The 26,372-nt window shown below is 56.8% G+C and carries 14 protein-coding genes and 3 pseudogenes; 4 read left to right on the forward strand and 13 right to left on the reverse strand.

Translation table 11 applies throughout. The annotated features are described in order from the left end of the window. Window positions 1-6: 6 nt before the first annotated feature. The 9 genes and pseudogenes from nifE to P6U31_RS30945 all read right to left on the reverse strand — a co-directional run bounded on the left by nifE (window position 7) and on the right by P6U31_RS30945 (window position 12,226). Window positions 7-1,653, reverse strand: coding sequence for a nitrogenase iron-molybdenum cofactor biosynthesis protein NifE (nifE, locus tag P6U31_RS30905; protein ID WP_407190000.1), 1,647 nt, complete (start codon window positions 1,651-1,653; stop codon window positions 7-9). A gap of 86 nt (window positions 1,654-1,739) precedes the next feature. After that, window positions 1,740-3,296 carry a nitrogenase molybdenum-iron protein subunit beta gene (nifK, locus tag P6U31_RS30910; RefSeq protein ID WP_407185438.1) on the reverse strand — a complete coding sequence of 519 codons (1,557 nt, stop codon included), beginning with the start codon at window positions 3,294-3,296 and terminating at the stop codon, window positions 1,740-1,742. A gap of 66 nt (window positions 3,297-3,362) precedes the next feature. Beyond that, entirely contained in the window at window positions 3,363-4,865 is a 1,503-nt protein-coding gene (gene nifD, locus P6U31_RS30915; protein WP_407185439.1) for a nitrogenase molybdenum-iron protein alpha chain, read from the reverse strand. Between the two features lie 878 nt (window positions 4,866-5,743). Beyond that, window positions 5,744-6,151: a hypothetical protein gene (locus P6U31_RS30920; protein WP_407185440.1), complete on the reverse strand. Its 408-nt coding sequence runs from the start codon at window positions 6,149-6,151 to the stop codon at window positions 5,744-5,746. Between the two features lie 260 nt (window positions 6,152-6,411). Beyond that, complete coding sequence (locus P6U31_RS30925; protein ID WP_407185441.1) at window positions 6,412-6,615, reverse strand: 4Fe-4S binding protein; 204 nt, start codon at window positions 6,613-6,615, stop codon at window positions 6,412-6,414. Window positions 6,616-7,341: 726 nt separating this feature from the next. After that, window positions 7,342-8,454 carry an alanine dehydrogenase gene (ald, locus tag P6U31_RS30930; protein WP_407185442.1) on the reverse strand — a complete coding sequence of 371 codons (1,113 nt, stop codon included), beginning with the start codon at window positions 8,452-8,454 and terminating at the stop codon, window positions 7,342-7,344. A 438-nt stretch (window positions 8,455-8,892) separates the two neighbouring features. Continuing rightward, a pseudogene (locus P6U31_RS30935) lies at window positions 8,893-9,528 on the reverse strand (hydrogenase small subunit); the annotation flags it as partial. A 670-nt stretch (window positions 9,529-10,198) separates the two neighbouring features. After that, window positions 10,199-11,446 (reverse strand): serine hydrolase domain-containing protein, encoded by a 1,248-nt coding sequence (locus P6U31_RS30940; protein WP_407190001.1) that lies wholly within the window; start codon window positions 11,444-11,446, stop codon window positions 10,199-10,201. A 90-nt stretch (window positions 11,447-11,536) separates the two neighbouring features. Continuing rightward, window positions 11,537-12,226 (reverse strand): molybdate ABC transporter permease subunit, encoded by a 690-nt coding sequence (locus P6U31_RS30945; RefSeq protein ID WP_407185443.1) that lies wholly within the window; start codon window positions 12,224-12,226, stop codon window positions 11,537-11,539. A 1,005-nt stretch (window positions 12,227-13,231) separates the two neighbouring features. Here P6U31_RS30945 and dctA point away from each other — a divergent pair. From dctA to P6U31_RS30965, 4 genes are all read left to right on the forward strand, one after another. Beyond that, window positions 13,232-14,554, forward strand: coding sequence for a C4-dicarboxylate transporter DctA (gene dctA / locus P6U31_RS30950; protein WP_407185444.1), 1,323 nt, complete (start codon window positions 13,232-13,234; stop codon window positions 14,552-14,554). 838 nt (window positions 14,555-15,392) lie between these two features. Further along, window positions 15,393-18,065, forward strand: coding sequence for a PAS domain S-box protein (locus P6U31_RS30955; protein WP_407185445.1), 2,673 nt, complete (start codon window positions 15,393-15,395; stop codon window positions 18,063-18,065). Continuing rightward, window positions 18,062-18,745 carry a response regulator transcription factor gene (locus P6U31_RS30960; protein WP_407185446.1) on the forward strand — a complete coding sequence of 228 codons (684 nt, stop codon included), beginning with the start codon at window positions 18,062-18,064 and terminating at the stop codon, window positions 18,743-18,745. The genes P6U31_RS30955 and P6U31_RS30960 overlap by 4 nt, the downstream gene beginning before the upstream one ends. Window positions 18,746-18,831: 86 nt before the next feature. Further along, complete coding sequence (locus P6U31_RS30965) at window positions 18,832-19,218, forward strand: response regulator transcription factor (protein WP_407185447.1); 387 nt, start codon at window positions 18,832-18,834, stop codon at window positions 19,216-19,218. Between the two features lie 1,058 nt (window positions 19,219-20,276). Here P6U31_RS30965 and P6U31_RS30970 read toward each other — a convergent pair. The 4 genes and pseudogenes from P6U31_RS30970 to glmS all read right to left on the reverse strand — a co-directional run. Next, a pseudogene (locus P6U31_RS30970) lies at window positions 20,277-21,176 on the reverse strand (IS3 family transposase); the annotation flags it as partial. Then, window positions 21,177-22,541 carry an IS110 family transposase gene (locus P6U31_RS30975; RefSeq protein ID WP_407185448.1) on the reverse strand — a complete coding sequence of 455 codons (1,365 nt, stop codon included), beginning with the start codon at window positions 22,539-22,541 and terminating at the stop codon, window positions 21,177-21,179. It abuts the pseudogene before it with no gap. A 242-nt stretch (window positions 22,542-22,783) separates the two neighbouring features. Beyond that, window positions 22,784-23,038, reverse strand: a pseudogene (locus P6U31_RS30980) (transposase); the annotation flags it as partial. A gap of 517 nt (window positions 23,039-23,555) precedes the next feature. Next, entirely contained in the window at window positions 23,556-25,382 is a 1,827-nt protein-coding gene (gene glmS, locus P6U31_RS30985; protein WP_407185449.1) for a glutamine--fructose-6-phosphate transaminase (isomerizing), read from the reverse strand. Window positions 25,383-26,372: the final 990 nt, after the last annotated feature.

Below are 26,372 nucleotides of genomic sequence, written 5' to 3' on the forward strand. Positions count from 1 at the left end.
CAGTTCCTACTCTGCAGCCTGTCGCATGTCAGATGGCTCAGACGCCAACACCGCTTCGATGCGCCTTTGACAGCAGCCACCGACCGCATTGGTATGCTCGCTGACCGCTGCGACGCTCCTCAGGCCATGCGTACTAATTGCATCCTCAATCGTACCTAGATCAATGCTGTTACACACGCAAATCTTTCGCGAGCGGCGCACCTCTTCGGCGTGTGCGGGACCGCGTGTAGACGCAACAATCTGAGATTGCATATGCTCTCTGGCCTTCGCCAATGCGTCCCATGGCGCGGGTCGGCGTAGCTCCTCCCACATCGGGCTGGAGAGTGACTTATCGATCTCCTTCACCAGCTTGACCATTCCGACATAGCCCATATAGGCATGGCAACGCTCCTGGTTGATATCCAGCCAGGGCACAGCCGCCTTCAGCGCAACAAACTGCGATTTGCCGCCCGACAGCATGATGTCCGCTTTTGCCTCCTTCAGCATCCTGTACATTTCGCGCGCCGTCATGTCCTCGATCATGTGAGCGCCCTGCCCCATCAGCTCCTTAATGCGCTCCCTGTCTTCTCGAGTCGATTTCTTGATACTGGTTCCGACTAACTCTAGCCCTGCTTCCTGGAGTGCCGCGACGACCGACCATGATTTAACACCGCCCGTCATCAACAAGGCCTTTTTGCCTTTAAGACGCGTCTTGTACGGTTTGATGGCAGCCCAGGCCTGCGCTTCCTCGCGCGCGATCACCGCTTCAGTGCGCCCGAACAGATCTGCCGGTGCGCCGCGTTCAACCAGCAAGCGGGCGAGCTGCCGTAGCGATTCACTGGAGTCTTGAATACCGTAGAACGACCCCTCGAAGAACGGGATCCCGTAGCGTTGCTCCATCTTGCGCGCCACGTTGATCATGGATTTTGAACACACCAACATGGCCGCGCGCGCGCGATGAGATGAGGCGACTTCGTGATACTTGCCATCGCCAGAGATGCAGGAGAGAATCCGCAGTCCAAGCTCGTCCAGCAACGGCTTCACTTGCCAGAGCTCGCCCGAAAGATTGTATTCTCCGATTAAGTTAATGTCGTACGGTGTGGTGTGGTCGGGCTCTCGCGTCCCGATCACATAGTCAAGTAAAGCCTCGCCCGCCAGCTTGTTACCGAGGTTCTTTGAACCAACGAAGCCCGGTGAATTGATTGGGATGATGGGCTTGGAAAATCTTTGAGATGCCGCCTTGCAAACTGCGCTGATGTCGTCGCCGATCATCGCCGGAATGCAGGTTTGATAGACAAAGATTGCGGGCGGATCCCACTTGTCGACGATCTCCTTAATCGCTTTGCAGAGCCGCTTCTCGCCACCGAACACAATATCGGTTTCGGTCAAATCGGTTGTGAACGCGGTGCGCCATAGATTCGATCCCGATGAAGCAGCGCCGCGATTGTCCCACGAATTGCCTTCACACGCGATCGGACCATGCACCAAGTGGGCGACATCGGTGAACGGTTGCAGCGCGATCTTGGCGCCATCGAAAGCGCACCCGCCGGCGGCACTACCCGGTTGCAATTGTCTGGTACAGCCGTTCCTGCGCTCGGCCTGCGACTTACTACCATTCTTCGCGCAGCCCGGCTCATCGAAGATATTCTGGATCGCGGCCGTTAGTGAGCTCATCATGTGTCCTCTCAGGGCGACAACCGAACAGCCAACCTCGTATGAACGCGCCATTGCTCTTGCGCGACGGCACGCACAACGACCCGTCAGCGAATGATATCGAAGCTGTAGTCCGTCTTGCCGAGAGCGCTGCTATTCTTGTCGATTTCGTCGAAGATCTTATCCAGGATCTTCACCAGCACGTTGAGGCCGCCTTGATAGCCCCACACTGGCGAGCGGTGATGGTGATGCCGATCAAAAATCGGAAAGCCGATGCGAATCAGCGGTGTTCCGGTATCGCGTTCCAGGTACTTCCCGTAGGTGTTGCCAATCAGAAAATCGACGGGCTCGGTGAACAAGAGTGAGCGCATATGCCAGAGGTCCCGGCCCGGATAAGCTCGGCAATCCTTCCCGAATGGCGAGCTTGCAAACAGAGCCTGCATTTTCTCTTGCCAGGCCTTGTTCCCGTTCGTGCACAGTACATGGGTCGGTTCGGCGCCGAGTTCGAGCAGAAACGCAGCCAATCCGACGCAAAGATCCGGGTCGCCATAGATCGCGAACTTCTTGCCATGAACGTGAGCGCCGGAGTCGGCGATAGCATCAACCAGGCGACCACGTTCTCGCGCGATCTGCTCGGGAATTTCCTTGCCGCTGATGCGTGACAGCCCCACGACGAAGTCATCTGTTGCGGATAAGCCCACCGGATAATTAAGGGATAAGACGTCATGGCCATGCTCCGCCACGAACGATAGGGTTTTCTCCGTGCACCATTGCTGCATGGAGATCGTCGCCTTTGCGTGAATGGCGTTCGCAGTATCCTCTAGTGTCGTGCCACCATCATACATCCGGAATTCGCCGTCTGTAGGAGTATCGAACACCTCAGAGTTGTCAGCTAGAATTGTGTGTTGGATGCCCATCAGTTCCAAGATGCGCTTGATCTCGCGAAGATTTCCAACAGTGTAGCCATCGAACCCGCCAATGATGTTAATTGCCCCATTGGGTTTGCGCTGTAGCTTTGGCGCTGTTCCGGCCTTACCGTCCCAAAAATGCTCAAGAATCCCCTTGAGCGCATTGTCATAACCGGTGACATGACTACCAACAAACGCCGGCGTATGGGCGAACGGCACGTCGAAGTCCGCTGGAACCGAACCTTTCTCTTTCGACGTCTTGATGAAGGCGTTAAGGTCATCGCCGATCACCTCGGCCATGCAGGTTGTGGAGACCGCAATCATCTTGGGCTTGTACATGTTGTAGCTGTTCGCAAGCCCATCGGTCATGTTGTTCAGACCGCCGAATACGGCGGCGTCTTCCGTCATTGATGAAGAGACGCAGGAGCTCGGCTCCTTGAAGTGCCGCGACAAATGACTGCGATAATAGGCCACACAGCCTTGCGACCCGTGAACGAAGGGCAACGTGCGTTCGAAACCGACAGAGGCAAATACTGCGCCGAGCGGCTGGCACGCTTTGGCCGGATTGACCGTCAGCGCCTCGCGCGCAAAGTTCTTTTCGCGGTATTCAGTCGTTTTGGTCCACTCCTTGATACGTTCGACCTCGGCTGGATCGCGAGGATTCTCGAATATCTTCTTGTTCTCCAGCATTTTCTGGTATTCTGGACCGCGGAACAGTTCGAAATGATCGACTACGTGTTCTGCACTCTGCGCCATTGGTGAACTCCTTCGGTATCGATATTGGTACCGCCCGTGTGCTTCCACAGGGCGAGATGGGTTGCTCTATTCTGCAGCCTGGAGGCCGGCGGCGGGCGCTTTCTTCCAGGGAGCCTTCGTTTTTCTCCAAATCGGCGAGTTAACGGCCATGTCCATATCGCGCGCAAAGATCGCAAATCCATCATAGCCGTGATATGGCCCCGAATAGTCCCATGAATGCATCTGCCGGAACGGCACACCCATCTTTTGGAAAACATATTTTTCCTTGATGCCCGAGCCGACAAGATCGGGCTGGAGCTTTTCGACGAAGCGCTCGAACTCGTAGCCATTGACGTCGTCGTAAATAAGTGTGCTGTCCTTCACGTAGTGCTGGGCGGTGCGCTGATAGTCGTCGTTGTGGCCGAACTCGTAGCCGGTGCCAATGACGTCCATGCCGAGGTCCTCGTAGGCGCCGATCACATGACGTGGACGGAGGCCACCGACGTACAACATCACTGTCTTGCCCTCCAGACGCGGCCGATATTTTGCGATCACGGCATCCACCAACGGCTGATATTTCTCGATCACTCGCTCGGCCCCCTCCTTGATCTTGTCGTCGAAGTATCCCGCGATCTTGCGCAGTGACTCCGAGATTTTTGAGGGCCCGAAGAAGTTATACTCGCACCACGGAATGCCGAACTTTTCTTCCATGTGGCGCGAGATATAGTTCATTGAACGATAGCAATGAAGAATATTGAGTTTTGCTTTCGGGGTTGCTTCGAGCTCTGCCAGTGAACCGTCGCCGGACCACTGCGCGATGACGCGCAGGCCCATTTCCTCCAGCAGGATTCGCGACGACCAAGCATCGCCACCGATATTGTAGTCTCCGATGATCGCAACATCGTACGGGGTCGGCTCGAACTTTGGCCTCTGGTCGACATCCAGATTGTCAAAAACCCAGTCGCGGACCGCATCGTTCGCAATGTGATGGCCCAGTGACTGCGATACGCCGCGGAAGCCCTCGCAACGGACAGGAACGATGGTCTTGCCACCATATTCCTTGGATTTCGCTCTTGAGACAGCCTCGATATCGTCACCGATCAGGCCGATCGGGCATTCCGACTGAATCGTGATGCCGTTGTTGAGTGGAAACAGCTCCTGGATCTCGTCAAGGATTTTGACAAGCTTTTTGTCGCCGCCGAATACGATATCCTTTTCCTGAAAGTCGGAGGTGAACTGCAGCGTCACGAAGCTATCGATTCCCGTCGTACCAACGTAGTAGTTTCGCCGCGAGCCCCATGAATACTGGCCGCAGCCGACCGGGCCATGACTGATATGGACCATGTCCTTGATTGGTCCCCAGACCACCCCCTTAGAGCCTGCATAGGCGCACCCTCTGATCGTCATTACGCCAGGTATGGACTTAATATTGGACTTCACACCGCAATCGGCCTTTCCGGCCGTGTGAACACTGAGGTGCTTGGCACGCCGTTTCGCGGTTTTCTCCGGATAGACCTTCAGCACATCCTCGATCAGCTCTTTGTTGCGAGCCCTTATTTCCGCGGTGCTCTTGGTCGTGACGAGACTCATCTGATGTCCTTTGACGATTAGCTGTTGTGAGTGCGGCTTGGTGCCCCCAAGACTTTGCAACCAGCATGCCAGCGCCTTGTGAGTACAAAAAGCACAACGATCAACATTGCTTAGCTCACTTAGTCCAATAGCGGACGTGTTGTTGCGAATCCGACATCACGCTTTCTCTGAGAACTCTCACTTTGCTTCTTTTCAAAATGGAACAAAGCTGGTCGAGGCCTGAATCTTCGTGCCGCCCCGGAGCTTGCCAGTGGTAGCAGCCCGATCCGCTCAAGGCGGAGGTTGCGTGCAATGCGCGCTGACCGATCCCGGCTGGCCAAGCCTCAATCTGATTGGACCCCAACTGTAGCCAGTGTTCAGATCGCTCGGTCACGAACTCGCGGGATTGATTGCTGGCAATTCCGTCAATCGCTCGCCAAGGAACTCAGTAACATCTGCGCATCCCTTTCGAAGGGCCTCCGAGCGTGCAAATGGAATGCGAGATTGCCGTTGAGTGCGCCCGATGTCGCTTCCGGCCTCAGGTCCCGACGTCAGCCACGATCTCGAGCTCCGGCTCGTGTCGACCTCGGCCTGGGCGGATCGCAGCATCGCGCGTATCGCGGTATAGCCCTTGACATTGGAGATCTCTTCTTTGCGATGGTCGGGCTGCGCTCGAACCGGGCTGTGTTAGGCTCGTCATGCTAAAATATGTCGATCGCTCCATGGGGCAGCGTACGTTCGCTTGCACGTAGACCAGCGAGTCTCCGGTAAAAGCGGGCGAGTTCAGCGTCGCGTTCAAATTGTCAGAAGCTGAGAACGCCGATCATAGATATTTCTGCACCGGTTCAAGATGCTCGCGGATGACGTCCGAGACGGCATGAAGATCACGCCGGCCTTCTTCAGCTCCGCCTTGAAGGTAGTCGCAGCTGAGACCGAATCGAAGAGCGCATCGCGCGCGATCTTTCGGCGCGCGGCATTTTCCTCCCCGGGCTTCGGCTCGATTCCTTTCGAAGCATCGCGACTTCCCTCAAGGAGATGCCGAGCTTCTCGTAGGTCTTCAAGATTTCCGGATCGATCTCGTCGAGCGAGGCGACCGCTTTCTTTGGCTTCGGCGCCGCGCAGGAACACAAGTCCTGGAAGTCGAGTTTGAGACAATCGACGCGGCCCCAGGTTAAGTCCTGCATGGTCAGCCCGCGGCGATAAGCCTTAACCAGCTCAAGCATCGAGGCGGATTCGTTCTCGTTCCGCGAGATGAACTTGACTATCTCTTCCGAAAGCCCCTTAGGAGCCTGCCCGGGGTCGATCAAGGTCTCAATCCCACAACGATACCGGTCAGCTTCGACGGGCTTGACGTGCTCGGCTGTCTCTCGAACGGCTCAAATTGCCCGCTCCACCCGCGCCGGAACGGCTGCCACCAGCGGGCATTGCGCAGGAAGCGCCACGAGCGGCTCGCGTAAGCCATTTCGAATATGGGAGCAGCCAATAAAGACTCAGGAGACCAAGCGAAGAGCCGGCAGTTTGTCGAGAGCGCCGTCATGATGTGCCGTGCAGGAGATCCGCTCATCGGCTAGCTCCCCTGTGCTGGCACGCAAGTATCAGGCACGGGGCAGACGACGGCGCATTGTGGCGCGTCGAACTGCCCCTCACATTGGGTACACTTGGACGGATTGATCACATATATGTCGTTCTTTAGGCCGATCGCGGCATTTGGACACTCGAACTCACAAGCTCCGCAGACGGTGCACTGGGATGCGATTATCTTGTAGGCCATCACTTGGATTCCATGAGCAAAGTTGCGCGACAGTTCCTTGCTAACAAGTCTTGTGCCAAATGGTCTAAACTTGAATCGTCTGACGATTTTTCGATGTAGCAAGTCGCCGCCCCAACAAAGTGGAGCAAACCCTACAGCGAGACATGACGGCTTGTATTGGTGCTGGTGTTTGCGCATGGCCGTGTGACGGCAACCCGCGGTTACCATCTTCGCCACCATCACCGAGCGATCTAAGAGCTTCAAAAATCAGCCGTGGCGCAGTTACAATTCACCAAACGCGCACATCACCAGGTTCTGCGCGGACGTTCAGGTCAAGCCCGAACTCATCACCTTCGGTCCACTCATCGAGAGGGCCGCAGCTCATTTTACAGTATTCCGACGAACAGCCGGTCGTCGTCGCAGGTAGAGTCCGCCTCTCCATAGCCGGTCAGAGCAAGCGATTGCCTCAGATAAGATCGCAGCGGCCTTAAGCATTCCTGGACCGAGGGATGCCGTCTCAGTTGAACTGTACCGCAGGGACACCGACATCCATGGACGCCGCACGGCGCGGCACACTAAACTTCCATCGTGACGCCCTTTGAAGACAGGCGCGCCTGTAGTGATCCCCTGCATCTATCCGAACTCCCCAATAAGTGGAGTTCATCCGATTGATGTACCTCGAAAAAAAGGCCACCCCGAAGGGTGGCCCTTAAGTCAGGGAGGAAACGCCCACTAGGGCCTCTGGGATCAGGCTGCAGCCTGTTCGATCGGTGAGAAGGGCAGCCCGAGACTCTCAGCCACCGCTTTGTAAGTTAGCCGCCCCCGATACACGTTGAGGCCAGCGCGCAGATGCGGATTCTCGAGGACGGCTGAAAAACCCTTGCTAGCCAGAGCCAAACCAAACGGTAGGGTCGCGTTATTCAGGGCTTGGCTGGATGTCAGCGGCACCGCTCCCGGCATATTGGCCACACAATAGTGAATGACGTCATCCACTTCGTAAGTTGGATCGGCATGAGTGGTCGGGTGCGATGTCTCAAAGCAACCGCCCTGGTCGATAGCAACGTCGACGAGCACCGCCCTCTTGCGCATCGAGCGCAGCATGCTCCGGCTAACCAGCTTCGGCGCGCTCGCACCTGGGACGAGTACCGCACCAATCACCACATCCGCCGCAAACACCTCTTCTTCTACGGACTCGATGGTCGAAAATCTCGTGCGGACGCGTCCTCCAAATAGCTCGTCCAGCTCGCGCAACCGAATTATCGAGCGATCGATGATGGTCACTTCTGCGCCCAAACCGACTGCCATGCGTGCCGCATGCGTCCCAACGACACCACCTCCGATCACCACAATTCGGGCAGGCTGGACACCGGGCACCCCGCCGATCAGAAGCCCTCGTCCACCGGTACTGCGCTTCAACGCACTACCCGCCGCTTCGATCGCAAGCCTACCCGCGACCTCGCTCATCGGCGCCAACAGCGGAAGACCACCATGCACATCCGTCACGGTCTCATAAGCGATCGCGGTGCATCCAGATTTCATAAGGCCTTTGGCCTGATCCGGGTCGGGAGCCAGATGCAGATAGGTGAACAGGATATGATCCTCACGAAGCTGAGACCATTCTGACGGCTGAGGTTCCTTGACCTTCACGATCATCTCGCTTGATGCGAATACTTCAGCTGCGGAGGTTAGGATCGTCGCGCCAGCCTTGCGATAATCGTCATCGGTTGCGCCAATGCCAGCGCCGGCGTTGGTTTCCATCATCACGCGGTGACCGGCTGCCACGTACTCGCGAGCAGCTCCAGGAGTGAGGCCCACGCGATATTCGTGCGTCTTGATTTCCTTCGGAACTCCGACTTTCATTTGAAAACTCCCTGCCTGATGCCCATTCTTATCGGAAGCCCGAAGCAATATCGCGACGCAGCCGACTAAAATGGCGCAGGAATTCAGCGATATTTGAAAGGCTTCGCAGGATTTCAGACTCTGGGTGCTGAACGGAGCGGCCTGAGGGCGAAATTATCCGTTGAAACTACGCGATGGCGATACATCGTTCAGAATTGCAGGTCTCCCAATGACAAGCGAAATCCGGGCTGGGTTCTCAAGCGGCGAGGATCGCGATTTGCCAATTAAGCAAGGTTGCGTATCAATCGAAGCGCTTTCATAACGGATGGGCATATGACTATTGAGGGTAAATTTGCTTCCAGCAAATGGACATTGCGCAGCCTGCTCAACAGATCCGAGGCAATTGCTCGCCCCATAGCCAGTCGACAATTCGTTGGCCGCCAAAACCAGTCGTCATCTGAAGCTGACCATGAAGGTCACCAGGCCACTCATGACCTCTGCAATCGGAGGGCACCCGGGCACCTTTATGATCGGCCTGTTGGTGATCACCTTATCGATTGGCGCAGCACCAGTCGGATTGGGCTTGGCTGCTTGCACACATCCCCAGGACGCACACGTGCCCCACGCGATGATCGCCATGGCCTCTTCCGCCATCGACCTGAGCTTTTCAACGAAAGGTCTGCCGCCGTCAATCCAGAACATCCCTTGCTCGTCCAGCGGCGGATTACCTTCCACGGCGAGCACATATTTGCCTTTGTACTTCATGCGGGTTTCGTCCAGGATGGCCTCTGCCTGGTGCCCGGCCGCCGCCATGATCGTATCGTCGTAGTCGAGCGAAATCAGAGACAGCAGTGCGTCTTTAATCAGGGGATGGGCCGAGCGGATAAAACTTTCCGAGCAACAGGTGCATTCGAGCCCATGCAACCAGATGATGGGCACGCGTGGTTTGGTTTCCAGAGCGTGGGCAATACTGCTTGCGGCGAGCGGACTAAGCCCAAAGCTCGCGGCCGCCAAACAACAGAGTTTGTGGAAGCTACGACGCGAGACCCCCTGACCTCTGATCACGCTGTAGAAGGTTTCCGTTACATCACTCATGAAACAACTCAACTGAGCAGTCGTCGCCCCTTACGATTTCCGACATTCAGCAGAAACTGGGCCATCAAACAAATGGACCGCTCGAAGGGTATCGAGCAGCGCCTTCGAGGCTGCAGCTTGCTGAACCCCGCCAGTACTGCCCGGAGCTGCGCCATTGATGTAAAATACCAACGGTGCCCAGCTCTCGACGCCGATCTGAGTAAACCAATCGGCGCGATGGTTCTCCTCAAACGAACTACCCCGTACCTGCTCTTATATGACCGCCACATTCGTTCACTTGTTAATGCAATTGTTGAATAGTCCCTTTGACGGGCATGGCGCCGCCCCATTTCAGCAAGCTTGCCGCATATGATCGAGGAGGGTAAAAGGTCTCATAGTCGCAAGCGTTCGTTGCACCACTATGAGCGAGAGATCGGATTTAAAACTAGCGTCGAGGAGCTTTTCATCGCGCAAGTCGATCGATCACAAAACTGGCCTCTCGGCACAATGCGGCACTCGGCCTCTCGCAGACTGCTCTTCGCAATAGAAGTAGCGATCGCGCTTTCGACCCTAGGAGTCATATCTTCGACGCGTAGAAGCCGACGACGCTGTATTCAGTTGACCCGGCTTACCAGCAATGCGTTCTGCCTGCGCCTCACAACGATCATTCAGTTCTTTGGCGAAAAGCGAACTATCGGATTATTGCAGCGTAGACCATATACTGGACCTGTTCGCGATAGTACCTCCGGATTTCTCCAGGGGCAGCCGTTCCGACCACCACAACCAAACGCTCTTTCGGGTCGCAAAAGAATTGTGTCCCGTAAGCGCCGGTCCAGGTGAACTCACCTGGATTGCCCGGGACCGCCGAGAGCCCCTCCGTGACACGTACGGCCACACCGAGCCCGAATCCGAAACCGGCACGATGCGCCTCCACATTGGCGACTTTATTTTTGATCCCTGGCCCAAGGTGGTTGGAGATCATGTGGCGCACCGTCCTCGGACCAAGGATTCGCTGCCCCTCGAGCTCCCCGCCATTGAGCAGCATTTGTCCAAAGCGCACGTAGTCACCGACTGTCGCAAATGCGCAGGCCCCCCCACAGTCAAATTTCGTCTGTCTCTCCAGGAGCTCGATGTGTTGTGGCCTTCCCGTCAGAGGATCGTCTGGAAATGGGCGTGCGAGGCGCTCGCGCTGCGACTGCGACAGATGGAAAGCGGCATCGTGCATTTTGATAGGCTTCCATAGATTACGGGCGAGATAGTCACCCAATCGCTGTCCGCTAACTTTTTCAACGACCACTCCCAGCACATCGGTCGAGAAACCGTATTCGAATTCCGTTCCCGGTTGGTGGGCTAAGGGCAGCTTGGTAATCGCCTCGATAAAAGCCTGCTGATCGCCCACTAGGGACGGCCCGGCGAAATCGGGATAGAGACGCGCCACTTGGTCAGGGCCGTCGAGAGGTCCGCCGTACGTAAGCCCAGATGTGTGGCGATAAAGATCGTGGATGTAGATCGGAGAACTCTGCGCTTGGAACCTTAATGAGCCATCACGCTCCGCCGTGGCCACCTGCATCTTTGCGAACTCGGGGAAATAGTCCGTCAGCTTGGCCTGTAGAGGCAGGCGCCCTTGCTCCATAAGAATAAGGCCCGCAACGGCCACCATTGGTTTAGTCATGGAAGCAAGCGCAAATACGGCATCGAACCTCATCGCTTTACCGGTTGCCGGATCGAGTTGCCCGTACGCCTTGTAATGAATTAGCTTGCCGTCTCGCGCGATTGCAATCACCGCACCCGGAAGGCGTTTGCTCGCGATCTCGCTAGCGAAGAACTCGTCTAGCTTGGCAAGGCGCTGCTGAGAAACGCCAACCTCATCGGCTGGCGCTTCGGGCAGCGGCGCGGAGTGCACTGAGCTGAGACCGACACCAGCAACCGCTGCGGCCATAACAAGTTTGTTCACTGCAACCTCAGAAGGATGGATAATTCAATTTGAAAGACTGCTGCTTGACATCAGCCAATAGGTCAGGAGGCAGGTCTAAGACAACGAGGTACTCCTACCGGCACAATGCCTGTTGATCAGCGCCAAAGTGGAGATTACCGCCCAGGCGAACATTATCATCCCTCCTGCGAGGATACTTGCCTCATGCCAGCGCGACGCCTGAACGTAGTCTACTATATAGGCCGACACCACCTTGGTGCGCCCTGGAATATTGCCGCCGATTATCATCACGACGCCGAATGTGCCGATCGTATGAGAAAAGCCAACCAAGGCGGCTTTTACAAACTCCAGTCGCGCCGATGGCTCGCTGATGGCCATGAAAGGATTTAGCGACGAAACGCGCCCGGTTGTCTTTAAAGGGAAATGGCCTATCGCAACAAAGGCATTGCGGATCGGCTGCACCACCAGCGGCAGCGCCGAGAGCGCCGATCCGATCACGATTCCGCTAAAGGTAAATGCGAGCGTGTGCTGGCCCCAGAAAGAGGCGATAACGCCACCCGGTCCGTGGGCGCCAAGCAGAACAAATACGCCAAAGCCGAGAGCCGTTGGCGGTAGCACTAGCGGCAGGAGGATCAACGCGGACACTGCCTCACTAGCGAGCGTCTTTGAACGCGCCAACCACCAAGCGAGGGGCACTCCAACCACGAGAGCGATTGCCGTCGTTACACTGGCGAGCTCGATCGTAAGCGCAACGGATTGCAAAATCTCTGCCCCAGCGAAATCCATGTGCGTCAGCTCACAGATCGGCGCAGACTGCCGTATCCTGACAGCGATTGCCCGTATGCCGGACTCACTTGGCGATGTGGCACGTATCGAGATTTGGTCGCACCGCAGGTCGTGACGGCTGCGAAATTCACACTCGTCGAGACTGCGGGCAAAAGCAGTATCGGGAACGTCATCGAGAACCCCTGTGGCAGATATGCGTCGATCCGTTTGACAACGGTCGCTTCTCCTTTGCGATCAGCAATTCTTATGCCGCTTGCGAAACATGGCGGCTCTTTGCCCAAGGAGAAAAATTCGCGGTGCGCGATCGTTACTTTGGAGCGGACCTAACGCTCTGTCAGGGTTGTGGCATCTTTTGTTTCTGAGCGCACAGTGACCGCGCAACGAATTTGCCGCTCGTAGAATGTCAAAGGATTGGTCGACCACTTGGGCAGGTAGAGCTGCTTCTGCGAGGTGGCAAACGGCGCGAGGCGCCGCGGGCGAATGCCGCGCCTCTGAAACCAGGCAAAAGACGGATCCATTAGCGCAAGGCTTGGCCTACCCCACATGAACGGGCTTTGCTGGTAGCCAAAACGCAACACTTACGAAGACTCCTTCGCACAACCTAGTTACTAATCCGCCCTTCCACACGCCGAATGCATGCAATCCAAACTATCAATTTTACCGATCGCACGAATTGATGCATCGATCTCAGCACTGGACGCCTACCAGCCGACGAGCAACTCCGGTTGATGCGCGTTGCCCTGCAGTTTCGTGTTCGACCTTGACAATCCGCTCGTAACAATCGGCCGATGCAGCAGAGTGCCGGCAGATTGGGGCGGCCGCAGTTTGGACATCTGGTGCATATCTTGCTTACCGATAATGGATAACGCAACTAAACGCCTGCCTTGGGACGCGCCGGTTCCCGGAACCGCGTTCGATCGGACACGGCTAAAATGATGAGCCTCGTATGATGCTGTCGCCTCTCAATGCGCGACGGCTGACATTCGAGCAAGGGAAGGAAGCGTCATGACTACCATGGCAGCTGCGGCGCCTGTACGCGCCTCGCGCGTTTGGTATAAAATACTCTACGTCCAAGTTCTAATCGCGATTCTGATCGGCGCCATCCTCGGTTGCCTATGGCCGTCTATCGCCACGAACGATTGGGTTAAAGCGCTCGGTGACGGCTTCATCAAGCTCATCAAGATGGTGATTGCGCCGATCATATTCTGCACCGTCGCATCTGGTATCGCTCATATTCAGGATGCAAAGAAAGTCGGATCCGTTGGCGTCAAGGCGCTGTTCTATTTCGAGATCGTCTCTAGCTTTGCCTTACTATTGGGCCTCGTCATGGGTAACTTGGTGCGGATCGGACACGGCCTTGCGGTCAGGCCGGATGCTGCGGCGGTCGCCGGTTACGTCAAGCAGGCGGAAAGCTCGAAGACCGTCGACTTTATTCTCAATATCATTCCCGATAGCGTGGTCGGTGCCTTCGCTCGCGGCGATATTCTGCAAGTTCTCCTATTCGCGATCCTTTTCGGCTTCTCACTGATGGCGCTGGGAAAGCGGGGCGAGCGTTTGCGCGGCATGATTGACGATGTCGCGCACGCGGCGTTCGGAGTGATCGCTATCATAATGAAAGCGGCCCCGATCGGCGCCTTCGGCGCCATGGCTTTCACTGTCGGTAAGTTCGGGCCCGCAGCACTCGGCAACCTTATCGGCCTGATCGCGCTATTTTATGTGACGGCGGCGCTATTTGTGGTGGTGGTGCTCGGTCTAATTGCGCGCCTCGTCGGCTTTTCGATATTCAAGTTCCTTGTCTACATAAAAGACGAGATCCTGATCGTGCTCGGCACTTCGTCCTCCGAAAGCGCGCTGCCGCAATTGATGGAAAAGCTCGAGCGGCTGGGCTGCTCCAAGCCGGTGGTCGGGCTGGTGGTGCCAACTGGCTACTCCTTTAATCTTGACGGCACCAATATCTATATGACGCTAGCAACATTGTTCATCGCCCAGGCGCTCGGCGTCGATCTCACCTTTGGCCAGCAGCTTACGATCCTGCTCGTAGCAATGCTAACGTCCAAGGGAGCCAGCGGCGTCACCGGCGCCGGCTTCATCACGCTCGCTGCGACATTATCGGTGGTCAACCCGGCTCTGGTGCCCGGCATGGCAATCGTGTTCTCGATCGACAAGTTCATGAGCGAGGTGCGCGCCCTTACCAACATCATCGGCAATGGCATTGCATGCGTTTTTGTATCCTGGTGGGAGGGCGAGCTCGATCACGTGATGCTGCAGGCTCGGCTCAACCGGCCTCCCCGTTCCTCAACTAGGGACACCACAAGCACAATGAGCTAGGTCGGGATCTTAACCGCGCCCGTTGAACACGACTTCTATCTCGTGCACTGCCAGTGTGCAGCCCTGGATAAGCGTTGCAACTTGGCGGTCGCTAAGAAGCGGGCGAGCTCAGAGGTCGTTTTTTTTCACTTCGCCTCACCGGCAGTGTAACTCTTGCACAAGGCTCGCCGAGCCGGATAACAGGGCTAGCACTGAACGACGTGGCCGGCGTGACGGTCTCGTTATTGCTCCGCCTACCAATACTGATACGCGCGGTCTTGCTTTGTGCGAGTAAGGACGTCGCAAGGATCTTGCAACTTATCATCAGCCGTAAGTTGCGCGCTCCGCCACCAAATCATGGGCGGTGTAAGATGGCACTCGGAGCAGGTTGTACAAGGCGACCTGGCTCGACAGAGTCGGCGCTCGGTCCGAGCGACCGATAGCTGGGACGAGACTTTTGCTCCTAGTAATGGTCTGATCGGAGAGGGAGGACGCTCGCACCGCGGGCTTGCGCTTCTTCGCGCAAGAGCCGTGCCAGTGAGATGAGTGATTCGGCAGTGCTCCGGGCCGTAAGGAGGAGCATCGCCATACCATCGAGCAACCGGGCCGACGCTACTAGCAGCGGCCGCAAAACAGACATCTGGGCGTCGGCTACGGCCGTCTCAACGGCACTTATCGAAAGGTTTAGGACAATTATACGTATGTTTATAATGCGTTTTTTCCCCGCGCATGCTGAGTTCCGCAATAGGTGATCAAAGTGGAATTACGTTCTCCTGAGAGCGCGATGTCGACGACCGCCCCATTTTTGCCTAAAATGTTATAGCTCTCCCCGCCGGATGATAGGCCGGACGGTCTAAACATGCATAGGATCAGCACTTTCAAAGGTTCGGCTCCTCAGTTGACTTTAGGCAGCTTAACGTTAGCCGCGGTTACGCTGACTTGCTTGTACTTTGATGCGCATTTCGCTGCCACAGCGTTCGCTTATTTGTTGGTAGTCTTACTGTTTTCGTTGATGGGCAGCTTTGCCGCCTCATCGGCGCTTTGTGTCGTCGCAATCGCTGCTCTCGCTTACTTCTCTACACCGCCGCCGCTCAGTCTGGGAATCGATGATCCCCGCGATATTCCTGTCGTTATTGCATTCTTTGTTGTCTCAATTGTGGGAACGTACCTGATCGGAAAGCTTCGCCAGGAAAGAGAAGCCGCACGTGTAACTGCTGCCAAGCTTCAGCAGACCGCCTCAGATTTGGAGGATCGTGAAAAACGATGGCGCGCCATCTTCGAGCACAATCCGGCCATGTACCTCATGGTCGATGAAGCCGGCACTGTCCTCAACGTCAATACGCTCGGCGCGACACAACTTGGCTATACTCGCGCCGAACTGATCGGCCGATCGGTGCTGGACGTATTTCTTGAAAAGGATCGCGCGTTCGCTCGCGAATGCATTTCGACGTGCCTTGAGAATATTGGACAAACGCGCACGTGGGAGGCCCAGAAAGTCAGGAAGGACGGCTCGGTGTTGTGGGTAAGTGAAAACGCCAAGGCTACGCTCTGGGCGGACGAACGCCCAATCGTCCTTATCGCCTGCGAAGACATCACGGAACGAAGGCGGACCGAACTTGCCCTGCAACGGAGCGAAGCACATTTGGCCCAGGCGCAGGAGTTAAGCCACACAGGCAGCTTCGGCTGGAAACCCGCGACGGGCGAGGCCTTCTGGTCAAAGGAAACGTTTCGCATTTTCCAATTAGACCCTCAGGCAGGGCCACCGGGGCCGCAGCTGGTCATTGAGCGCACTCATCCAGACGATAGGGACTCGGTTCGAGACACTATCGAGCGCGCGATGCGAGACCCGAGCGACTTCGAGCACGAATACCGGCTTCTTCTACCAGACGGCTCGGTAAAGTACATTCTGGCGCAGGCGCGTACCACGCGAACCGCCTCTGGTGAGATTGAGTTTGTTGGCGCAGCCACCGATGTTACGGCAGCAAGGACAGCAGAACAGCAGCTGCGCCGCAGCGAAGCCTATCTGGCCGAGGCCCAGCATCTCACTCACACAGGCAGCTGGTCCTGGGACGTCTACGTTCTAGATTTCATCTATCGCTCCGCCGAGGTCGACCGTCTGTTTGGCTTTAGGCCACAAGAGCCCATATCGATCGAGACCATCCGATCGCGGATCCACCCAGACGACCTGCCGCGGCTACAGGAGGTGCAGCGCCAGGCGCGTGAACACGAGCAGGAACAGTTCGAATATGATTTCCGCATTCTTCTACCAGATGGCGGGATAAGGCGCATACACTCCGTTGCACACGTTGTCCTCGGCGGCGATGGTCACATCAGCGAGCTGATCGGAACACATATGGATGTCACAGAGCAGCACGCAACAAGGGAGCGCTTGGAAAACACCCTTGTCGCGCTGCGCGAAAGTGAACAGCGTTTTCGCGACTACGCCGAAACAGCTTCCGATTGGCTCTGGGAAACCGGGCTAGATCATCGTGTCACTCGCTTATCCCAACACACTAGCGCTGCGGGAATCTTAGCGACAGGATTGATTGGCTCGCTTCGCTGGGACATTGCGTGCGACACGGAAGAAGAACCCGAGAAGTGGCGTCAGCATCGGGAGACGTTGAAGGCACATCTGCCGTTTCGTGATCTCGTCTATCGTACCGTGAATAGAATGGGATCTCCAATCTACGTGCGCACGAGCGGCAAGCCCTTCTTCGACGGAAAGGGCAATTTTCTTGGCTACCGTGGAGTCAGCACGGACATCACGGCTATTATTCGCGCCGACCAAGCCGAACAAGAGCTGCGCAAGGCACAGGCGGAGCTTACACATGTGACGCGTATAACGACCTTGGGGGAACTGACAACTTCTATCGCCCACGAGATAAACCAACCACTCGCCGCTATTCTCAGCAACGCCGATGCCTGTCTCGGCTGGATGGTTCGCGAAGCTCCCAATCTTGCCGCCGCACGCTCTTCAGTGGAGTGGATCATCGAAGATGCAAATCGGGCGAGCGAAGTCATCCGTAGTATTCGCGCGCTTGCGAAAAAGGGCGAGATTGAGATGGTGCCGCTCGATATCAATGAGGTGGTGAAGGACGTCGTTGCACTGGTAACACGAGAGCTGTCAAGCCACCGAGTAACGTTGACAAGTGAGTTGATGTTCGCGCCGCCCAGGGTCCTCGGAGATAGAGTTCAGCTTCAACAGGTGATCATCAATCTAGTGATGAACGGAATAGAGGCCATGGAATCAGTTACAGAGCGGCCGCGCGAGCTTCTGATCCGGTCTTCTACGGACGATCTGGGTTACGTGCAGGTTGCGGTAAGCGATTGCGGCATCGGGATCGCCGAGAACGACGCCGACCGCGTCTTGGATCCGTTCTTCACCACTAAGCCAAGCGGATTAGGTATGGGCCTTTCGATCTGCCGGTCGATCGTGGAAGCTCACGGAGGGCGGATTTCCGTTATTCAGAAACAAGGACCGGGCGCGACTTTCCAGTTCGCTCTGCCGTTGCATAAGGAGGCCGTCTCGTGACAGGACGATTTAACTCGTCAGGAGAAGTCGGCAATGCCGAAGCTTCGACAAAGGCGATCGTCTTTGTCGTCGAGGATGACAACTCCATGCGTCGATCGCTCACGAACCTTTTCCAATCGGTAGGGTTAGAGGTCGAGGCATTCGGATCGGCGCGCGAGATGCTGCAGAGCGCAATTCCAGACATCACAAGCTGTCTAGTTCTTGATGTCCGGCTGCCAGGCTTGAGCGGCCTAGACTTCCAGACGGAGCTAGCTAGATTGAACATACACATCCCGATCATTTTTATTACCGGCCATGGCGACATTCCCATGACCGTCAGGGCCATGAAGGGAGGTGCGGTCGATTTTCTCAGCAAGCCATTTCGCGACCAGGAGCTGCTTGATGCGGTGGTTGCGGCGACCGAGCGCGACCGCAAACGACGAGAAGCGCAGCGAACCATCGCAAATCTGCAGTCGCTATTTGAGACCCTGAGCCCACGAGAGCAAGCGGTGATGAAACTCGTCGCGGCCGGCCTAATGAACAAACAGGTAGCCGCGGAACTTGGGCTCGCCGAGATTACCGTCAAAATCTACCGAGGACACGTCATGAAAAAGATGCGTGCCCGCTCCCTGGCTGACTTGATCAGGATGAGCGAGACGCTGGGAATTGGCACCAATCGTTCTGAACAAACCCAAGTATGATTTTACAATTCCATTACTTGAGCCCACGTTGCTCCGAAAGCAGCTAACGCTTTGATCGCCGCTGTACTGCGTCGGGAGGGCTCATCTTGTCCACGCCATTGATTTCCGTCGTTGACGACGATGCCTCAGTCCGTGCGGCGACAGAAAATCTTTTGAAATCGCGTGGCTACGTCGTGAAAATATTTGCGTCGGCCGAGGCCTTTCTGCGGTCGCCGCAGTTATCCGAGACCTCCTGTGTCATTACCGATGTGCAGATGTCGACGATGAGCGGGTTGGAACTTCTGGCCGAGGTGCGCAGGCGCGGGTTTGACGCACCGTTCATCTTCATTACAGCCTTCCCCGACGAGCGCGTGCGTGCGTCAGCCCTGGGCGCCGGAGCGATGGGATTTCTTGCCAAACCGTTTGCCGGCCAAGAGTTACTCAAATGTCTCGACACCGCACTGAAGGCAGATGGCGCTCAAGGCGGCGTTTGATTACACCCCTTTCTCGAGTGTATGTCCGATTCAACGTCTCGGAATGAACATCCCACCAACAAGCATTGATTCGGATTCCCAACTGGCTCTAAATTCTGCCAGCTGACAGCAACCTTTTGTCCCACACGGACGCTGGTTGCCTGTCGGCTTAACCTTTATAAGCCCACGGCAGCGTCGCTGACGACGCGCCAAAGCACATCTTCATTCATCTCGGGCGAGGCCATGTTCCATTGCGGTGCGTAGTTGCCTGACAGCGCCCGGCGACACGAGCTTGGCTCTGCTCAACTCGACCACCTTAACGGTAGCAATGGAGCTTCGCCGGCACCGTGCGTTGTTTTGCTCACCGCTTTCTGGCGAGTGGCTCTGCACGAAGATTGCGTTTGCGATATCGTTAGCCCCGTAGACGAGGGCCCACTTGTCGATCGCGCCGCCGCCTCGCCGGCAATTGTTTACCTGCGGTTATGATCAGACGAGCGCCTTCCCTACTTCGTAGGCCTGATCTGAGGAAGACTTCTGGTGCAAGCCGTCCAGCTTGTTTCGCGACACGTCCCGGCCGCTCCCCGGCTGGATAGTCGCGAAACGGCCGCGCCTAGGCAGCATCATCAGCGATTGGCCTGTGTTCGCTACTTTCGGAGGGCAAACAAGTCAGCAACTTTTTCCCTAGGAACCCTGAGGAAACGCGTCCTGAGCCCCACAAAGAACCCTGGGCTTAAACGGCCACCAGGAGCACCGCGCCACCTAGATCGCCTCCTCTATCCTCGCTGTTTCATCGTCACATGAAATCATCCTCATAATCGTATGCTGTCTGGCTGCCAGGGATGTCGGTATCACTAACATCACTGTCTTCAGCTTTAGAGACATACCGCGCAGCAGTGCCTTGTCTTTGCCATTCGCCATCGCTGTTTCTTACCCACCTGTCTGACTTTTCGGGGTTGAGACCATGTTGTCGACGTCAACCCCAACAAAGCCCATCGTTAGGCCTTTGGCCCAGCTCTATTGATACCGAGCTTGGCTTACCAAAGCCTGACTGAGCTGCTGCCGGTTTGATGGACACCGGGTTAAGCTAAACCCACCTTGCGCTCGAACTCAACCGGGCTGAGATAGCCGATGGTCGAGTGCCTGCGGATCGTGTTGTAAAATCTTTCGATGTAGTCGAACACATCGGCTCGTGCCTCGTCTCTGGTTCGGTAGATCTTGTTGGCGGTCCGTTCGGTCTTGAGCGACGAGAAGAAGCTCTCCATCGCCGCGTTGTCCCAGACGTTGCCGGAACGGCTCATGCTGCAGGCAATGCCGTGGTCGGCCATCAAACGCTGGAACTGCTCGCTGGTGTACTGACTGCCCTGGTCGGAGTGGTGCAACAGGGCGTCCGGCTTGCCGCGTCGCCAGACGGCCATGAGTAGGGCATCGGTTACTAACTGAGCTGTCATGGCGGCGCTCATCGACCAACCCACCACCCGGCGTGAGAACAAGTCGATCACTGCTGCGACGTAGAGCCAACCCTCGGCCGTCCAGATGTAGGTGAAGTCGGCGATCCACTTCTGGTTCGGCCGCTCGGCGGCGAACTGCCGGTCAAGGAGGTTCGCCGGCACGGTCTCGAGCTGTCGATCGCCGCTGTCCTTCGGCAAGCGCCGGCGCCGCGGCCGCGCCCGCAAACCTTGCAAGCGCATCAGCCGTTCGATTTGGTGCAGGCCGCAGTCCGCCCCATCGGCGAGCAGATCACGCCACACCCAGCGCGCACCATAGGTGCGGTCGCTCGCCATGAAGCTGGCCTTCACCTTGCCGCCGAGCTCTTCGTCGCTGCGGGATCTGGCGCTGGGCGAGCGATTCAGCCAGGCATGGAAGCCCGACCGCGACACCCCCAGCGCATCGCATAGCCATGCCACCGGCCAGACCGCCCGGTGCTTCGCGATGAAGACGAACTTCATGTCGCTTCCTTCGCGAAGAAGGCTGCGGCCTTCCTAAGAAACAGCCAATTGGCCGCCCGGGTCCACTTGCAGGACGAAGCCGAGTGACTTGGCACGTCGCCTCAGATTGGCGACGACGCGGCTGCGATATTGTTTCTCGTAGTGATCAGCACCCGGATCCCTGTAGGTCATGCCGTGCCTGAGCGTATTGTAGAACAGAACGGCTATTTTGCGAGCGGTCGCCGTGACCGCCTTTGCCTTGCCGGCGCGCAAAGCCAGCCGTCGATAGAATGCGCCAAGCGCCGTATCGCTCCGCCCAACCGTGGTAGCCGCAAGCCGCAGCAGTGCCGCTGCTCGACTAGACGATCGTCGCGTGCGCGAAGATAGCACCTTCCCACCGGAGATCTTGTTACCCGGCGCGAGGCATAGCCAGGAGGTGAAGTGCTTGGCGGTCGGCCAAGCCTTCAGATCCGTGCCGCACTCGCCGATGAGCTTCAACGCGAGTGATGGGCCCAACCCATGGATTTCAGTCAGATCAACGCCGAGGACGCCATATAACGCGGTCCTGACGTCGAACGACGGTGTGTTAACCTGCTTGGTCTTCACCCGCGGCTTGGAGAGCTTGCCGATCGGCTTGGCTCCTTTGCCAGTCAGCGCCGTGATCAACGATTCCAGCTTACGGTCACAGTCGAGCATCTTGGCCTGGTAGGTGTCGTAGAGCTCCAGCGACTGGGTCAGTGCGAAGACATGTTCGTCCCGATTGTTGCCCACCAGCGCGGCGCGGATGGTCTCGATGGTGGAATGGCAGCGCACTTCACGGTAGGTCGCCAACACGTCAGGATTCCGCTCGCCTGCGACAATGGCTCGGATAATCCGCATCCCGGTCGCGCCCGTGATGTCGGAGACGACGTGATGAAGTTGCAGGTTCATCTCCATCAGGGCCTTCTGCATGTGCTGGATATGGGCGGCTGCATATTCGACTAGCCGCTCTCGCTGGCGGAGATAGGCGCGTAGCGTCGCGATATCGGCATCAGGCCGAAAGCTGCCGCGCAGCAAACCGTAGGAATGAAGCTGGCGTAGCCAAGCGGCATCACTGACATCAGTTTTGCGTCCAGGCACGTTCTTGGCGTAACGTGCGTTGACCAGAATGACCTCGAACCCTCGCTGCTCGAGAATCTCGTAGACTGGGATCCAATAGACCCCCGTCGATTCCATCGCGACACTGATCACCCCGCACGCTTTGAACCAATCCGCTAGTTCGTGCAGGTCCTGCGTGAATGTGCCAAACGCACGCACCGGCGTGTCGGTGCCGCCTGGGTCGACCGCCGCCATGTGCATTTTTGACCCAATGTCGATGGCGGCGGCCCCTACGTTGACCGGCTTTAACTCCGGGCGGCCACCGGCAGGCGTCTTCGGCATTGCAACTCCTCCGTCCAGTCATGGGGCTGGAGGGTCTGGGTTATGCCAATCGTCATCTTCCTAATCGGGATCGCCGTCCGAACAGCGTCACCATTCTCAAGTTCGCATCCACCCATGGACCACGTTTTTTAACGGGGACTGTGCCTCCAATAAGCTGACGGCCGCTACCCTCCAGCTCGAGAAGATAGCATCGACGCTGGCTGTTTCTACTGCGCACAGGCGGGCCGGGGCCCGTGATGGTTTTTTAGGATATCCCGCTCGGCCTTCAACTTGGCGACCTCACGGCGCAACTGCTCGATCTCCTGCTGCTCCGGCTTCACCTGCCCGTGGCCAGGAAAGGCTTGCGCCGGGTCGCAGCCGAACTCCTTTACCCATTTGCGCAGAACGTTCTCATGAACATCCAGGTCGCGGCCGGCTTGCGCCACCGACACCCCACGCTCCCTGACCAGTTTGACCGCCTCGATCTTGAACTCGCGACTGAACTTCCGTCTCTTCATCGCCCACCTCCGGCTCCATGAAACACCTAATCTCGGTGTCCATCAAACCGGCAGCAGCTCAGACATGGTTCTGTTGGCCAAGTTTAGGCTAGCTGACATCGCGCTTGCTTCTGGCGGCACCGCCAAGCTTGCACCAGAACGTAAGTTCAGCTTCTGAAGCCACTTTCCGGCAAGATCGCTCTCTGCGTTCCATTACCGAACCTTATCAATCACCGGCAAGCACAGCCAAAACCGCACCCGACACGGCATTTGATTTTTGATGCAACCAGACCTAAACGCTCCGGATATCTGTGGAGCGCGCGAGCAACGAAACGGTGCCCCGCGTCCAACGCGGTACCCGAGGATCCTGCCCTACCTCGTGGGCGACCGTCGCATCGATTAATGCGGGCAGCTACCCGGCAGGTATGACGGATTTCCGGACTGGAACCTGGTTGCATTCCCACAAACCGAGGCAACGAAGCGCAAGCTGGATGGGGCGCCGCCGAGACCTCATCGCTTGAAAAACAACGCCGCAGCTTCATTCTACAGTGACTGATTTCGCGAGATTCCGCGGCTGATCCACGTCCGTGCCCCTTGCGACGGCGGTATGGTAAGCCAAGAGCTGGACCGGAATAGCATAGACCATCGGTGTAAAGGTTGCGGACATTGTCGGGAGCACGATGGTCTCGAGCGTCTCCACGGTCGCTTGCGAAGCCCCCCTTGCATCGGTGATCAGGATTATCTTGCCGCCACGAGCGGCCACTTCCTGCATGTTAGAGACGGTCTTTTCGAAGACGCGGTCGTAAGGCGCGATCACAACTACAGGAACAGCCTCATCGATCAGCGCGATCGGCCCGTGCTTAAGCTCCCCGGCGGCATACCCTTCTGAGTGTATATAGGAAATTTCCTTTAGCTTGAGCGAGCCCTCGAACGCCAGAGGGGCCGATGTGCCGCGACCGAGAAAGATTGCGGCCCTCGCGCCGGCCATATAATGCGCGAGTTTCTCAATCAGCGGCTCCACCAGCAGGGCCGCAGCAATCAAACGCGGCACTTCAACGAGTTCTCGCACGAAGTTCGATTCATCAATTGCAGACAGCTCGCCTCGCTCTTGACCTGCTTTGACGGCGAGGACGGCTAATACCATCAGCTGACAGATGAAGGCCTTGGTGGACGCAACGCCGATCTCCGGTCCTGCCAGCGTCGGCAGAACGGATTCGCTCTCGCGAGCAATCGTTGACGTCGCGACATTGACCACAGATATCGTGTGTATGCCCTGATCCTTGGCGTATCGCAGAGCAGCTAACGTGTCGGCGGTCTCGCCCGACTGCGATATGACGATTGCGAGGTCGTCACGGCGCAGAGGCGCTTCCCGGTACCGGAACTCGGACGCTACATCGATCTCGACAGGCAAGCGCGCCAGCCGCTCGAACCAATATTTGGCGATGTGGCCAGCGTAACTTGCGGTGCCACACGCGATGATTGAAATTCGTTGAATGGAATTGAATTCGAACGGCAGTGTCGTCGGCATGGCGACGCGCTTGGCTGTACTATCCAGATAGTTGAGCAATGTCTTGCCGACTACTGCCGGCTGCTCGTGAATCTCTTTGGCCATGAAGTGGCGATAATTCGCCTTATCGTTTACGAGCGACGAGACAACATGCTTCGATGCTTTCCGCTCAATGACAGAGCCCCCTTTGTCGTAGATCACGCACGTCGCGCGCGTAAGCACGGCACAATCTCCGTCTTCAAGATAGGTAATGATGTCGGTCAAAGGCGCAAGCGCAATCGCGTCTGATCCTAGGTACACTTCGCCGTTTCCATGTCCGATCGCGAGGGGCGAGCCTTTGCACGCTCCGATCAAGAGATCGTCGTGCCCCCTGAAGAGAAATGCCAAGGCGAAAGCACCGCGCAGCCGCGGCAGCGACGCCTGCACAGCATTTTGCGGTGAGTAGCCCTTCTTCAGATAGGAATCGACCAGATGCGGCACCACCTCGGTGTCCGTCTCTGAATTGAAGGCGGCTCCATTCCGCTCCAACTCGGCTCTTAGCTCGCGAAAATTCTCGATGATGCCGTTATGGACCACCGCAACATTTTCAGTCGCATGCGGGTGGGCGTTGCTCTCCGTTGGCTTTCCGTGAGTTGCCCAGCGCGTGTGACCAATGCCACTTTGACCCGCCGGGGCACAATGGCTGAGCCGCTCTTCAAGATTTCTCAGCTTACCTTGAGCGCGGCGGCGCTCAATATGCAGATCTTCTAGAGTCGCAATACCCGCTGAGTCGTAACCACGATACTCCAGTCGCTGAAGTGAGGCGACCAGATTCCCAACGACCGGCCCCCGTCCCAAAATGCCAACAATTCCACACATTCGAATCCATGTAATCCCAAACTTACGAGGTCGAAGTGCCCACTACGTGCGTGAGCAACCGGTTTAAAACTTCGAACTTTTCCGAGAAAGTCTCATCACATCCGCATTCGCGGGCTTGATTAAGTCTCCTTCAGCCATCATACGCTGCTGCTGACCAAATTCCTCATCTGGTCAGCCAACCAAACGTCCAGCACGACGCACCGTGACATCTAAGTTTGCGCAAGCAGCCTCCCGCGCGATAGCAGCAGATCAAGCGTCTACTATCCTCCGGTAGCCGTCTTGATTAACTCGCCCACCCTGGCGCTCTCTTTCGCGGCCCGCAGCTAACGTTTGCAAACAACCTGGCCCACGACAATGATTTACCTACGCAATTGAAATGACGGCAGTTCAGTCGTCGAGTCCCAAGCCCCTCACATTGGGCAAGGTTATAGGATCGGCGACAAAGCTCTATCGTACGAACGTAAGCTTTCGATATCGAAATGTTCGAAGATTTATACAGACGTTTACACCACTCCCCACTCGTCTCGCGACGTTGTCCATCGCCTGCCGTACAAATCCCGTATGAGTGGAGACACTAGTTCTAAGGACGAGGCCGTCGGTTGAGAGTAGGCATTCTATTCGGAAGCCTCAACGCGCGGATGCTCAAGGCCCCACGCGAATGCATGCACGCACGTGAGGATAGATAGCGTTCGCAAATGGATGTCATCTTTTACCCAAGATCGCTAGGCGAACGAGCGGACTTAACAGCGCTTACAGCTCATCTCGGCTGCTCAGGATCATCGTCGTTGCGATTCCGCCTGACTTCCGTCTCTAAGATCAATGACTTGGCATAAGCAAGTCGGCAAATAAATCAATGTATATGATGTGGATTGCTGCAGGGCGTGTATGACTGGGACGGACGATCGCGCCTTCAGTTGAGTGCAGAACGCACGTGCGGTTCTAGATATTCTAGGACGCGTCATCGGAACAGACATTTCAGGGCGAGACCCC

It is taken from the genome of Bradyrhizobium centrosematis, assembly GCF_045571495.1.
GTDB classification, from domain to species: Bacteria; Pseudomonadota; Alphaproteobacteria; order Rhizobiales; family Xanthobacteraceae; genus Bradyrhizobium; species Bradyrhizobium centrosematis.